The 14,029-nt window shown below is 52.0% G+C and carries 11 protein-coding genes and 1 tRNA gene; 8 read left to right on the top strand and 4 right to left on the bottom strand.

All coding sequences use genetic code 11. The features are described from left to right. The first annotated feature begins 16 nt into the window (after positions 1–16). The 3 genes from GQE98_RS00260 to GQE98_RS00250 all read left to right on the top strand — a co-directional run bounded on the left by GQE98_RS00260 (position 17) and on the right by GQE98_RS00250 (position 1,302). Positions 17–889 carry an OmpA family protein gene (locus GQE98_RS00260; protein WP_161313549.1) on the top strand — a complete coding sequence of 291 codons (873 nt, stop codon included), beginning with the start codon at positions 17–19 and terminating at the stop codon, positions 887–889. A gap of 69 nt (positions 890–958) precedes the next feature. Then, a complete protein-coding gene (locus GQE98_RS00255) occupies positions 959–1,138 on the top strand; it encodes a DUF3012 domain-containing protein (protein WP_161313548.1) in 180 nt (59 codons plus the stop codon). Positions 1,139–1,225: 87 nt separating this feature from the next. After that, positions 1,226–1,302 (top strand) — tRNA-Arg (locus tag GQE98_RS00250). Between the two features lie 42 nt (positions 1,303–1,344). On the opposite strand, the gene GQE98_RS00245 is transcribed toward GQE98_RS00250, so the two are convergent. The 3 genes from GQE98_RS00245 to GQE98_RS00235 form a co-directional block, all read right to left on the bottom strand. Beyond that, entirely contained in the window at positions 1,345–2,193 is an 849-nt protein-coding gene (locus GQE98_RS00245; protein ID WP_161313547.1) for a crotonase/enoyl-CoA hydratase family protein, read from the bottom strand. 434 nt (positions 2,194–2,627) lie between these two features. Beyond that, the gene (locus GQE98_RS00240; protein ID WP_161313546.1) at positions 2,628–3,833 is read right to left on the bottom strand and encodes an acetyl-CoA acetyltransferase; all 1,206 of its coding nucleotides are present in this window, start codon (positions 3,831–3,833) and stop codon (positions 2,628–2,630) included. Between the two features lie 2 nt (positions 3,834–3,835). After that, positions 3,836–5,305, bottom strand: coding sequence for a hydroxymethylglutaryl-CoA synthase family protein (locus GQE98_RS00235; protein ID WP_161313545.1), 1,470 nt, complete (start codon positions 5,303–5,305; stop codon positions 3,836–3,838). Between the two features lie 226 nt (positions 5,306–5,531). On the opposite strand from GQE98_RS00235, the gene GQE98_RS00230 reads away from it, so the two are divergent. From GQE98_RS00230 to GQE98_RS00215, 4 genes are read left to right on the top strand one after another with little or no spacing between them, the layout of a single operon-like run. After that, positions 5,532–7,154 carry an acyl-CoA carboxylase subunit beta gene (locus tag GQE98_RS00230; RefSeq protein WP_161313544.1) on the top strand — a complete coding sequence of 541 codons (1,623 nt, stop codon included), beginning with the start codon at positions 5,532–5,534 and terminating at the stop codon, positions 7,152–7,154. A 46-nt stretch (positions 7,155–7,200) separates the two neighbouring features. After that, positions 7,201–9,192: an acetyl/propionyl/methylcrotonyl-CoA carboxylase subunit alpha gene (locus GQE98_RS00225; protein ID WP_161313543.1), complete on the top strand. Its 1,992-nt coding sequence runs from the start codon at positions 7,201–7,203 to the stop codon at positions 9,190–9,192. A 27-nt stretch (positions 9,193–9,219) separates the two neighbouring features. Then, positions 9,220–10,014 carry a TIGR03084 family metal-binding protein gene (locus GQE98_RS00220; protein WP_161313542.1) on the top strand — a complete coding sequence of 265 codons (795 nt, stop codon included), beginning with the start codon at positions 9,220–9,222 and terminating at the stop codon, positions 10,012–10,014. Positions 10,015–10,038: 24 nt separating this feature from the next. Beyond that, positions 10,039–12,072: an NADPH-dependent 2,4-dienoyl-CoA reductase gene (locus tag GQE98_RS00215; protein WP_161313541.1), complete on the top strand. Its 2,034-nt coding sequence runs from the start codon at positions 10,039–10,041 to the stop codon at positions 12,070–12,072. Here the strand turns inward: GQE98_RS00215 and GQE98_RS00210 are convergent. Continuing rightward, complete coding sequence (locus GQE98_RS00210; RefSeq protein ID WP_161313540.1) at positions 12,069–13,214, bottom strand: acyl-CoA dehydrogenase family protein; 1,146 nt, start codon at positions 13,212–13,214, stop codon at positions 12,069–12,071. The two genes, GQE98_RS00215 and GQE98_RS00210, sit on opposite strands and share 4 nt — an antisense overlap. A gap of 163 nt (positions 13,215–13,377) precedes the next feature. Between GQE98_RS00210 and GQE98_RS00205 the strand changes: the two genes are divergently transcribed. Then, positions 13,378–14,022 (top strand): TetR/AcrR family transcriptional regulator, encoded by a 645-nt coding sequence (locus GQE98_RS00205; protein ID WP_161313539.1) that lies wholly within the window; start codon positions 13,378–13,380, stop codon positions 14,020–14,022. Positions 14,023–14,029 lie beyond the last annotated feature (7 nt).

Genomic DNA, 14,029 nt, shown 5'->3' with positions numbered 1-14,029 from the left:
GGTTGAGGGGAAAAATATGAAAAATACGATTAGATTCGCAATTGTTGGCGCCGCATCGTTAGTGCTGGCGGCTTGTGGCGGAAAACTGGAGCAGGCGGAACGATTGAGTCCGAGCGGCTCTGAGTTCCAGCAGGCGCTATACACAGGTTATATTGAACTGGCAAAGTCCGAATATAACGAAGGCGACTATGTCGATTCAGACCGCTTTGCCGAAAAAGCCATGGCGGCAACACGCGGGGAACAGGTTGATCCCTATCATCCAGAAGAATGGCGTCTTCCTGCCGACAGAGCGCCAGTTCTGTTGGGTGCGCGGGAACGCTTGATGGAAGTTCTTGGCGCCGGTGCAGCTGACAAATTACCGATGCAGGCTGCTAAAGCTCAAACCAGCTTTGATTGCTGGGTTCAGGAACAGGAAGAAAACCGGCAGCCGAAAGATATTGCAGCTTGCCGCGATTCCTTCGTCCTGGCGATGGAAGAGATTGAAGCTGCCATGGTGAGTGTTGTGGTTGTTGAAGAAAAAGTCGTTGTCGTGGAAAAAGCCCCGATGATGGAAGCTAAATCCTTCGAAGTGAATTTCGACTTTGATTCCTCTACGCCGCTGCCAGGTTCTGCCGAAGAAATCAAGGCTGCCGCGGAATACATGAAGGAATTCAAGGATCCGAAAGTTACGATCGCTGGTTATACCGATACAGTGGGTAGCGTAGCCTACAACGATAAGCTAGGCGAACGTCGTGCCGAAGCCGTTGCCTTCACGGGTATGGATATGGGTATGGAGCCGAAGCGGATTATCATGCGCTCTTACGGTAAGAAGGACCTGAAGGTTCAGACTGCTGATGGCGTTAAGAACGCGGCAAACCGCCGTGTGGTAATTACCGTCGAAGGCAAGTAATCTTGACGATTTAAGGGACGGGGCGCGTAAATGCGCCTCGTCCTTTTTTTGTATCTTAAGAGGATAATTATGTTTAAAAAAATAATCAGCCTTACGCTCCTGTCTCTTTTTACTTTGGGACTCGCCGCCTGCGATCCTGAAGTTGGGAGTAAGGAATGGTGCGATGGAATGAAAGAAAAGCCAAAGGGAGATTGGAGCGCTAATGAAGCGGCTGATTTCGCCAAAAATTGCGTTCTGGTATCAGAATAGCGTGACCGAAAAGCTGGAGGAATTACGTCGGTTGTTCCTCCATATTTTTCTGGCGCAAAAAAAAGCTCTCTGCTAAACCCGGGTTACGGTCCCGTAGCTCATCAGGATAGAGCGCAAGATTCCTAATCTTGAGGTAACAGGTTCGAGTCCTGTCGGGATCACCACACACCACAAGCGTCCTCAATAAAATTTACAGTTTCCGCCCGTTACCCAATATTCTTCCGTATGGGCGGCAGATCGACGAAGTCGCCAGCTCGTTTTTCCGCATTGGCTTTCATTGCCTCAAAAATCTCGTCCCGTTGCAGCATGCTGGCATTCCAGATGGCAATATAATCGAGACTGTCTTCTATTGAGTGATCCCGCGAATAATTCATCATCCGTTTGCAGCCCATAATCGCGAGCGGGGCCTTGCTGGCGATTTCCGCCGCCATACTCATGACTGCCGCCAGCAGTGCTTCCTGGCTTTCATAGACAGCATTAAACAGACCTGCTGATTTCGCTTCATCTGCCGGCATCCGGCGGCCCGTGTAGGCTAGCTCCCGCGCGAGGCCATCGGCAATCAGCTTGGTAATCCGGGGAAAGGTGCCAACATCGGCCGTCATGCCAATGTTTGTCTCGAAAATAGTGATAAACGCGTCTTCAGTGGCATAACGCATGTCACAGGCAGTAATAAAGTCGACGCCACCGCCAATACAGCCACCCTGTATGGCGGCCAGTACCGGCAAACGGCAGTTCTGCAATGCCGTGAAGGTTTGCTGCATATTTTTGACAGCGCTATAGAACTCTGCCCCGGCGCGAATTTCCGCCGCCTTCTTTTCTTTTGGATCTGCAATGTCTGGCTTTACGAAGGAGGTCACATCCAGCCCGGAAGAGAAATGCGGTCCGGTTGAGGAGATGACGATTACCCTTGCCTTCGCATTCTCATCAATATCACGGACAATTTCCGGGAGCTCGGTCCAAAAAGCGGGAATCATGCTGTTACGCTTTTCCGGGCGATTAAGAATGATATGGGCGATCTGATTTTCGATTTGAACGTCGAAGCAGCTATAGGTCAAGGTAAGGTGTCCCTTCCAAAATTGAGGAGTTTATTATTTTGTTCCATCTTACGGTCATATGGAAGAGGTATCAAACCCCTTCACTCGCTATATGACGCCGGGGCCTTATGTAAAACTGCAAAAAGCTGCGTGAATGAGACAGGGGAAAACAAGTATTTTTCAGTAAGACGGGCTGTCCCGTAATATAGAAAAAGTACCAGGGAGGGAGTATGAGTTAGCGTTCTTGCCCAGAATTCTACAACTATGTTCGAAACTATCTGCGGCAGGGGAGGGCATGACGATCGAGGCGATTCCCTCTAACAAAATCATTTTGGTAATATTTGTATCCGATACTTTTATTTCTCCTTTAAATTAGTGAAATTAGGCCAAAAAAAACCCAACCGCGCAAGGCGGTTGGGTTAATGTAGCTAATTTTTTTCTTAGCGTTCCTGAGGTCAGGCGCCCTCTTTTCCAACAATCGTTATCGAGCAGACGTTCTGATGAGGGAAGCCGCCAAGGTTGTGAGTCATACCAAAGACCGGCTCATCCTGACGCTGCCGTTCACCGGCGCGCCCCTGCATCTGCAGATACATCTCATAGATCATGCGAAGGCCGGATGCGCCAATCGGATGGCCGAAGCATTTTAGCCCGCCGTCGATCTGGCAAGGAATCTTGCCATCCGCATCATAGAAACCATTCATTACGTCGTTGACGGCATTGCCCTCCTCAGAAATGAACAGGTCTTCCATGGTAACAAACTCCGTAATGGAGAAGCAGTCATGGACCTCAAACAGGCTGATCTGGTCGCGGGGTTTGGAGATACCCGCTTCCTTGTAGGCGCGATTGGCCGCGGCACGGGTTGTCACGAAATGACTGCCATCCCAAGAGTTATGCTGAGCTTCAGTGCCGTTAGACGCTGATAGCTGCATAGCCTTGACGGTGACGAGGTCCTTTTTGCCGAGAGATTTCGCAATCTCCGGCGTTGTAACAATTGCGCAGGCCGACCCATCACTCACACCGCAACAGTCAAACAGACCAAGTGGTTCTGCAATCATTGGGGCATTCATGACCTTTTCTTCGTTGATCTTATTCCGCAAATGCGCTTTTGGATTACGTGATCCGTTATCATGGCTCTTGACGGAAATATGCGCCATGGCGCGTTTCATATCGTCCTTGTTGACACCATGCTTCGCGGAATAAGCCGAGGCCAACTGCGCAAAAGAACCGGGAGCCGACGCATTCGCCCAGAAGAGGTCATTGACGGAGCCGCGGTTACGTTGCGGCAGGCCGCCATACCCCGTATCCTTCAATTTCTCGACACCAAGGGCGAGAGCGATATCACAGGCACCTGAAGCAACAGCGTAAACGGCGCCGCGAAAGGCTTCCGACCCACTGGCGCAATAGTTTTCGACCCGTGTGACCGGAATGTTGGGAAGCCGTAGCGCCATGGAAAGCGGTACAGCGGATTTTCCCACATGTTCTTCCTCAATGCCGGTGCCGAACCAGGCTGCGTCAATCGAGCTCTTCTCGATTCCCGCGTCTGCCAGCGCCTCAACATAGGCCTCGATCATCAGGTCTTCCGCATTATCGTTCCAGCGTTCGCCAAATCGTGAACAACCCATACCCAAAATAGCAACTTTATCTTTAATCCCTGCAGCCATTTTTATTCTCCTTTATTTGAAGCGTCCGCGGGGGTCGCTTTCCAGAAATAACGCCTGAACCCGCGCTTGTTGTCATAGTCCTTGACCCTGAACATCATTCGCATGGGCATTCCTACCTTGATATCTGTTTCAGGCGAGATATCGGTAAAGTCACTCATCAAGCGACCGCCTTCCTCGAACTGGATCATGCCATAGTAAGCGGGCGGATCCGGGGAATAGGTGAGCCTGTCCGCGGTAAAGGAATTCACTTTGGAAATTCTCTCCGCGAAGGAGTAATCCTCTTGCGTACCAATTTCGCCGCAATTTTCATTGACGCACATATTGGACTTCGGGAATTGTGCCGTACCGCATTTTGAGCACTTACCGCCGATCATGGCCTGTGTCATACCCTTGTTGCGGTAAAGGGTCGTTAGGCCTGTTTTCTTGTCAGTTTCCGCACGAATGCCACGCTCGAGATTTATGAGATCATGAAACGCCAGAAACTTGTTGTAATTCGTTTCCGCATAACGACGAGCAAGGTACCCTGAAACACCTTTTCGCGGTGGCAAGGATTTGATTTCCTCCGTGACTTCGAACAGAAGTGCATCACTGCCTTGGCCAAAGCTTGCGACAAGAATCTTATCGCCCGGCTTGCTGTTTTCCAGGGCATGAGCCAGCATAACCATGGAATGGGCGGTTCCGGTTTCACCGCAATTGGCCTGAAGGTTGTCGGCGACGGCACTTTCGGGCAGGCCAATTTTCTTGGCGAGCATTGCCGCGACACCGCGTGCCGCTACCGGAAAGCAGAAGGTGGTAATATCCTCTGCTGCAACGCCTGACTTCGAGAGTAAAGCCTCGACAGCGGCGGGGACAATTTTGAGGTATCCTTCATCCCGGATCCAGCGTTCTTCCCAGCTATAATCATAAGCTTCACCTTCACCGCGAAAGTGATCAACAAAGTCAACGGCTTCCGTATGGCTGCCAAGAAGCCGGGCGATTACCTTGCCCTGACCGACCAGAAAGGCGGCGGCGCCATCCCCGGAGGTCAGTTCAAGCGGGCTTGCCGCCTTTGTTGAGCGTTTCTCGGCCGTTGTATAGAGAATAGGGCCGCTGCCCCCTTTGGCGACTTGCAATGCCGTAGCCAATCCAGCACTTCCTGCCCGTTGGGAGGAGGCGAAATCCAGTGTTTGCAGGCTGCTGTTTAAGTTAAGTGCATCAGCAACGATGCCTGCATTCTGCCGATCCATGAACGGAAAGCTGGTTGAGGCCATATAGACGGCGGAGATCTGTTCACGATCAAGCTCTGTCAGGCAATCCCGTGCCGCTTCAACGGCCATGGTGACGCTGTCTTCATCCCAGTTTGCCATGGCCCGTTCGCCCTTGGCGAGGCCCTTTAACCCTGGATTAAACCAAGTGTGGGCGTTGGCGATTTCACTGCGTTGCAATCGGCTTTGTGGGATGTATCCCCCGTAGGCCAATATTCCTACTTCCATTTGGAAAGGCTCCTTTTTATTATTTCTTAGTGCCATTTATGTTTTACAGGGAACAACGCGTCAAAACTTCTGAAACGTTAATCCCTGCACATCGTCACTTTAAAACGACTGTCTGTGTAACGCCAGAAAATTAAATAGTGCTCAAAATTCGGAGCGCTTTTTTTCTTAACGGTGCAAACTTTCCTGTGTTATCACTAAAGAAAAAAATAAAAATCGGGAGTTCCGAATGGCCATTTTCTCTTCCAAGATCGTCACTTCCTCTGACAGTTTTGCAACCAACCGACAGGAAATGTTATCACTTGTCGATGAATTGCATGCGCTGAAGGATCGGGCAAAGCAATTATCCGAGCGCCGCCGTGCCAGGTTTGAGGAACGTGGTCAGCTTACTCCGCGAGAGCGGCTGGTTCGGCTTCTAGATCCTGGAATGCCGTTTCTGGAATTGTTTGGTCTTGCCAATTACATGGTTGATACGACTGATCGGGACAAAAGCATTCCGGGCGCGAGTTCGCTGGTTGGTATCGGCTTTATCAATGGCGTAAGATGCATGATCTGCGCAAGCGATAGTGGCATAAACGCCGGTGCGATGACCCAGAAAACTGGGGAGAAGCTTCGTAAATGCCAGGATATTGCAATAGACAAGAAACTCCCTTTTGTACATCTGGTCGAGAGTGCGGGGGCTAACCTTCTCAAATATCAGGTTGAGGCATGGGCGTATGGCGGCGGCGGTTTCCAGCGGCTTGCAAAATTGAGTGCGGCCGGCATTCCCACCTTCGTTGTGTTGCACGGGCCTTCAACCGCAGGCGGGGCGTATTTTCCCGGCATGAGTGATTATGTTATTGGCGTCAAAGGTCGGGGGCGGGCATCACTAGGCGGTGCCGCATTGGTGCGCGCGGCGACGGGTGAAATATCAGATGATGAGGAGCTTGCAGGATCGGAAATGCACGCGACAACCACGGGCCTCGTCGAATACCTTGCCGAAGATGATGCTCATGGCCTGATGATTGCGCGGGATATTATTGGCCGGCTTGGCTGGAACGATAGATGCCCGAAACCGGAAGTGAAAAGCTATGACGAGCCGCTTTTTGATCCAGAGGAAATTGCCGGTGTAGTGCCGGTGGACTACCGAAAGCCCTATGATGTGCGTGAGGTCGTTGCCCGGCTTGTTGATGGCTCCGATTTTGAGGAATTCAAGCCGCGTTATGGCTCAACGCTCGTCTGTTTGCAGGCGAGCATCTTCGGGCAAGCCTGTGGTATTGTCGGAAATAACGGTCCAATCGATCCGGACGGCGCCGCCAAGGGCGGGCAATTCTTCCAACTGTGCGATCAGGCAGATATCCCTCTTATTTTCCTCAATAATATTACTGGCTATATGGTGGGTAAGGAGTATGAGCATAAGGGCATGATCAAGCATGGGTCGAAAATGATCCAGGCGGTCTCCAATGTCCGGGTGCCAAAGATTACGCTCTATATCGGAGCGAGTTTCGGGGCAGGTAACTACGGTATGGCGGGCCTTGCCTATGAACCAGATTTTCTGTTCGCTTGGCCAAATGCAAAGACGGGCGTGATGGGCGGAGAGCAGGCGGCCCTTACCATGGATCAGGTGGCCCGAAGCGGCGCTGAACGAAAAGGTATTCCTGTCGATGAAGTGGCGTTGGAGGCCCAGAAGAAACGCCTGATTGATCATTTTGATAGTCAGGCAGACGCTTTTTATACTTCCGGACGGCTTCTCGACCAAGGGGTTATCGACCCGCGTGATAGCCGAAAGGTCATTGGTTTTGCGCTTCAAACTTGTTGGGAGGCACGAAATCGCACCCTGCAACCAAACAGCTTCGGCGTTGGCCGACTCTAATCTCCGGTAATCAATAAAAATGATAAAGAACAGGTAGGTCCGGAAAATGAGAAAATTTAACTCTATATTGATCGCCAATCGGGGCGAAATCGCCGTCAGGGTTATAAAAACGGCGCAAAGTCTTGGGTATCGCACGATTGCCGTCTATTCGGAGGCAGATACATCTGCCCTGCATGTGCGCATGGCAGATGAGGCGGTCTTGATCGGAGCCGCGCCGGTGCAGCAGTCATATCTTGATATGGCGAAGATTCTTGCGGCTGCAAAGGAAACAGGGGCGGAAGCTATCCACCCAGGGTATGGGTTCCTTTCGGAAAACGCGGATTTTGCACGTGCTTGTGAGGACGCGGGGATCGTCTTTATCGGTCCTTCTGCCGACGCAATTGACCTGATGGGGAACAAAGCAGCAGCCAAGCGGCGGATGATCGCCGCCAACGTGCCCTGTGTACCCGGGTATGAGGATAAGGACCAGTCCGATGAGACTCTGATCGCGGCAGCAAGGGAAATTGGCTTCCCGATCATGGTGAAGGCGGCCGCAGGTGGCGGTGGACGTGGCATGCGTCTCGTGCATGAGGAGAAAACCCTCGCCGATGCGATTGCTTCCGCACGGTCGGAGGCGCAAAATGCGTTTGGCTCTGATGAGTTAATCCTTGAAAAGGCGATTGTCGAACCCCGGCATGTGGAGGTTCAGGTCTTCGCGGACAGTTTCGGTAATGTGGTTCATTTGGGTGAGCGCGATTGTTCTGTCCAGCGGCGTCATCAAAAAGTGGTCGAGGAAGCGCCATGTCCCGTCATGACGCCGGAGCTGCGCGAGAAAATGGGCGAGGCAGCAGTAGAGGCGGCCCGCAGCATCAATTATCGCGGTGCTGGCACGGTTGAATTCTTGCTTGATGCGGAAAATAACTTCTATTTCCTGGAAATGAACACGCGACTGCAGGTAGAGCATCCAGTGACTGAAATGGTGACGGGGCTTGATCTTGTCGCGTTACAAATAAAAGTGTCAGAGGGCGAACCTCTCGGGATCGAGCAGCAGGAGGTGAAACTGCAGGGGCACGCCATCGAAGTGCGGCTCTATGCTGAAGATACAGCGCAGGATTTCCTGCCCTGTACAGGTCAGATTACGACTTGGCAGGCAGCGGAAGGGGATGGTGTTCGCTTTGATGTCGGGGTTGATTCAGGGCAAGAGATCTCACCCTTCTACGACCCGATGATTGCGAAGGTGATCGCCTATGGAGAGAGCCGTGAGGTGGCTCGTCACCGCCTGATTGAGGCGTTGAAAAATACGGTTATTTTTGGCCTCACAACAAATCGCGGCTTTCTCATCGATATCCTGAATGAGGAGGTCTTTGCAAGAGGGGAGGCGACGACTGCCTTCATTGGGGATTTGTTCGATGGTGATCGACTGGTTGCAAAAACCCCAAATCTGTCAGAAATGGCAATGGCAGCTGTTCTTCTCTATCAGGTCGAACGGGACCGGGCCAAAGCTTCGGCCGTATTCGTAAGTGACAAGCTGATAGATTGGTCGAGCGGAGGCGAATTGCTGACCCGCTATGTCTTCGCGAGCGGAGACGAGAAAGTCGATGTAACTGTGTCGCCAAAGCGGAATGGCGGTTATAATGTCATGGTTGGCGAGACTGAGCTGTTTCTGGAGGTGAAGGAACGCAATGGAAACAAAGCGCAACTCACCGTCGATGGCAACCGTAAGCGTGTCCATTATGAATCAATGTCTGATGGCGTTCTTGAACTCACCGATGTTGGTAAAACCCTACGTTTTACTAATGAGATTGCTTTTCCTCTATCGGCTACGGCAGCCGCAGGCAATGGTCAGGTGACGGCGCCGATGCATGGAACATTGCTGGAAGTTTTTGTGAAAGCCGGCGATACAGTCGAGGTTGGCGCGCGGCTAGCCGTATTGGAAGCCATGAAGATGCAGCATGATATTTTGGCGGAAGTTTCCGGTGTTGTTCAGAATGTTATTGCGACAGCGGCCAGCCAGGTATCAGTTGACGATCTACTATTTGAAATCGAAGCGCCGGAATAACGCGTAAACGGGAAGGAAGAATAAGCTATGCTAAAAGAGGCCCATGATTTCAGGGATGAAAGCGAAGCGCTTTATAGCCTCATTGAACCGCTTGAAGATGCGGATTACGACCGTGTGACCCTGTTTCGCGACTGGACGATTAATGACGTCCTGCAGCATCTGCATTTCTTCAACTACGTCGCAGACCTGACACTAACGGATGAGGAAGCGTTCAAGCGGGTCTATGGAGAGCTTTCTGAGCTGCGTGAATCATCCGGCTCGCTCGTGGATGCGACGGACAAGATGCTGGATGGTTTGAAGGGTGTGGCTCTGCGGGATGCCTGGCGGGATTACTACCTTGAAATGGCAGATCGGTTCTATGCCGCCGATCCAAAGCAGCGCTTGCTTTGGGTTGGGCCAACCATGAGTGCACGATCCAGTATTTCCGCCCGTCTGATGGAAACCTGGTCTCATGCGCAAGAGATCTATGATTTGCTGGGCGTCCAGCGAGAAAACAGGGACCTGATCAAAAGCATCGCCGTAATGGGCATGAATACCTTTGGGTGGACTTTCATCAATCGTAAGGAAGAGGTGCCAAAACCGGTTCCACATGTTCGTTTGACGGCACCTTCCGGCGATATCTGGGAATGGAACCCGGAAAATAAAACGAATCATATTGAGGGAAACGCCGAGGAGTTCTGCCAGGTCGTGACGCAGACCCGGAATATTGCCGATACAGACCTGAAGGTTACGGGTGAGATTGCGACGCGCTGGATGTCGGTTGCACAGTGTTTTGCAGGGCCGGCGCGCAACCCACCTGCTCCCGGAACACGCCACGCCTGAACTTAAGGAACTAAGGACACGAAAATGACGGTTCATCAGAAATATCCAAATCTTTTCTCGCCGCTTGACCTTGGCTTCACGACGATCAAGAACCGGGCACTTATGGGTTCCATGCATACCGGGCTGGAGGAACTTGAGGGCGGGTTTGAGCGGATGGCTGCCTATTTCGCGGAGCGCGCACGCGGTGGCGTCGGGATGATCATTACCGGTGGCATTTCACCAAACCTTGAGGGCGGAGCGGGGGCAAAGCTTTCCAATGAGGAAGAGGTGGAGGAACACCGACTCGTCACGGACGCCGTACATCAGGCTGATCGGCACGTAAAAATATGCATGCAGATCCTGCATATGGGCCCACTCGCCCGTAATAATAACCCTGTCGCACCTTCGGCTGTCAGGTCCCGTATTGCAAGAAAGACACCGCACGAGCTCGACACAGATGGAGTTGAGAAGCAAATTTCCGACATCGTAAACTGCGCGGTTTGTGCCCAGAAGGCAGGTTATGATGGCGTCGAAGTAATTGGTTCCGCTGGATATCTCCTGAGTACGTTTCTTGTCGAGAAAACTAATCTACGGACCGATGAATGGGGCGGTTCCTTTGAAAATCGGATGCGCTTTCCCGTCGAAGTCATGCGTCGGGTTCGGGAGGCTGTAGGGCCAGAATTTATTCTAATTTTCAGGATTGCCGCAATGGATATGTTGCAGGGCGGAATGTCCTGGGAAGAAGTGGTAAAGCTTGCCAAGAAAATCGAGGAGGTGGGTGTCAATATCATGAGTACCCATTTCACATGGCATGAATCCGCCGTTCCGACGATCGCGACCATGGTTCCTCGCGCAGCCTTTACCCAGGTGACTGGCCGTCTTCGCAAAGAGCTCGATATTCCGCTGATAACTAGTAACCGCATTAACATGCCGGACGTCGCGGAAGAGGTGCTGGCGCGGGGAGATGCGGATATTGTCTCGATGGCGCGTCCGATGCTCGCGGATTCGGATCTGGTCAAGAAAGCCTTCGAAGGGCGCGAGGATGAGATCAATACCTGCATCGCCTGTAATCAGGCCTGCCTCGATCATACATTCAATGGAATGGAAGTGAGTTGTCTCGTTAATCCGCGAGCCTGTCATGAGACGGAACTGAATTATGAAAAGGTGGAAGCGCCGAAACGCATTGCTGTCGTAGGGGCGGGGCCTGCTGGTCTTGCCTATGCAACAGTTGCGGCGGAACGCGGCCACTCTGTTACGCTCTATGATGCGGCATCGGAAATAGGCGGTCAGTTCAACCTTGCAAAGCGAATTCCGGGCAAGGAAGAGTTTCATGAGACGATCCGGTACTTCAATCGCATGATCGAAAAGCGGGGAATAGAACTGAAGCTCAATACGCGCGTGGATGCGGACATGCTATCGGCGGAAGACTATGACAAGGTTGTTGTCGCGACAGGTATTTCGCCGCGTGTTCCTGATATTGAAGGGGTCGATCATCCAAAAGCGGTCACCTATATAGATGTAATCACCGGGAAAAAACCTGTCGGAAAGAAGGTTGCCATTATGGGGGCGGGCGGCATTGGCTTTGACGTCGCAGAGAAGATTACCCATGAAGGAATGTCTTCCGCGCTTGATGTTGATATCTTCGCAAGGGAATGGGGGATCGATTTCAAGAACCATCCACGTGGAGGCGTGACCGGCGTCGAACCCGTTGTCGCGAGAGCGGATCGGGAAGTGACCTTACTGCAAAGGAAAACCTCTCCTGTCGGGCGCGGGCTTGGCAAGACGACCGGTTGGACCCACCGTATCACCCTTGCCCGCCGCGACGTAAAAATGATCAACGGCGTTGAATATCTGAAGATCGACGATCAGGGCCTGCATCTCCGTATAAATGACCAATATGAGATAATGGAGGTTGATACGGTGATTATCTGCGCAGGACAGCTGCCGCTGCGAGACCTATACGACCAACTTATTACAAAAGGGGTCGATGCAGAACTGGTCGGTGGCGCGTTCGAGGCCATGGAGCTGGATGCAAAACGCGCCATTAACCAGGCAAGCTATCTCGCCGCTGCTGTTTAATCCGGGGAAATGCCCATCAATTTGGTGATGACCTTCAGCATGACTTCATCGGCACCACCGCCGATGGACGTCAGGCGGAAGTCGCGGAATTTGCGGGAAATGGAGGATTCCCACATATATCCCTGACCGCCCCAATATTGCAGGCAGCTGTCCATGACTTCCCGCTGTAACCTTCCAACTTTCAGTTTCGCCATGGAGGCAAGCTTGGTGACGTCCTCACCAGCCACATAGCGTTCCACTGCATGGTAGGTCAGTGCACGCAAAGCTTCGACTTCCGTCTGCAGCTCGGCCAGCCGATAGTTCACGACCTGATTGTCAAGAATTGCCTTGCCGAAGGCTTTTCGCTCCCGTGTATATTCAATTGTCTCGTTAATCGCTTCTTCCATCACGCGTGGGCCGCGGGCTGCGGCAAATAGTCGTTCCTCCTGAAACTGCTGCATCTGGTATATGAAACCGCGCCCTTCTTCGCCAATCCGGTTGCGCTGGGGCACGCGGACGTCATCAAAGAAAAGCTGCGCCGTGTCGGAGGACATCATGCCAATCTTGCGGAGCTTGTGCTTGGTGATTCCGGGGCTATCCATGGGAACAATGATCAGGGTCTTGTTCTTGTGCACCGGACCATCCCCCGTATTCGCCAGAAGACAGACCCAGTCCGCCTGTAAAGCATTGGTGATATACATCTTGGAGCCGTTGATCACATAGTCATCGCCATCCTTTGTGGCGGTTGTTTTGAGACTTGCAACATCTGATCCGGCCGCGGCCTCGGTTACGCCGATGCAACCAACCATGTCGCCTGCGATAGCGGGAGCAAGGAAGTCTCGTCTGAGTTCATCAGAACCATATCGGGCGATAGCTGGGGTCGACATATTAGTCTGTACGCCGATCGCCATTGCGACACCACCGCAGGCAATATAGCCCAGTGCTTCGGAGGCGACCGCCTCATAGGAATAGTCAAGTCCGCTTCCGCCGAACTCCTCAGGCTTGCTGATCCCGAGAAACCCCATATTCCCCATTTTCTTGAAAAGCTCATGGGCCGGGAATTGTTCTGCTTCCTCCCACTCGTCCACATGCGGATTTATCTCCGCCTCGATAAACTTCTTTAAACTTTCGGAAAGCTCCCGGTGTTCCTGAGTAAACAGCATGATTTGCCCCGCTTCTTATTCTCCGTATCCTATCGGATATCCGGCCCCATAAGGGATTGTTTTTCTGTTCTTCATACACTAACATTCATGAATGAATGTTACAATTGATTGTTAGGCGGCGTCAGTTAAATCCGATTACACATAGTGCGGCGACTGTCCGTTTATGTTCCAGGGAGATGTTTTTGGTGTGATTGCGCCGGATAAAAGTGGAAAACGACGGCGACAGGAGGAACGGCGCGCGGAAACCCGCCAACGGCTTGTTGATGCAACAATAATGTTGCTGCATGAAAAGGGAGCGGGGCAGCTTACCATGGCGGATGTCGCCCGCGAAGCAGGGTTGACGCGCGGGGCCATTCAGTATCATTTCGATAACCCTAAATCCCTGCTGGTTGCCAGTATCGAGGAAATAGCAAATCGTTTAAGTTGGCATCTGGATGCATCGGGGCTTATCAGTTTGCCACTTAATGAGCGGATTGATCGAATTGTCGATGATTACTGGGAAGGGTTTCGTGGCTTCAATTACGCAGCCTTTATCGAAATTGCCGTACGCGGACGACAGGATCCGGACTTTCAAGAAGCAATCACGTCGACCCTGGAAGAACTGGAACATAAAAGGGCAGATGTCTGGCAGGCTGTTTTTGCGGATACCGGCCGAAGCCGAGAAGAAGTTCTTTCTTGGCGGCATATGCTACTCGTTACACTTCGCGGTCTTGCACTGACAAACATGATTGCTGGAGGAAACGAAAAAGTTTCGCTGCAAATTGATCAATTTAAGGCTATGTTTAGAAGATACCTGACCGAAAAATAAGCGGCAG

Origin of the sequence: Sneathiella litorea (genome assembly GCF_009882915.1) — a bacterium.
Classification (GTDB): domain Bacteria; phylum Pseudomonadota; class Alphaproteobacteria; order Sneathiellales; family Sneathiellaceae; genus Sneathiella; species Sneathiella litorea.
The sequence above is the reverse complement of the archived record's forward strand: the minus strand, read 5'-3'. Positions and strand labels throughout refer to the sequence as shown.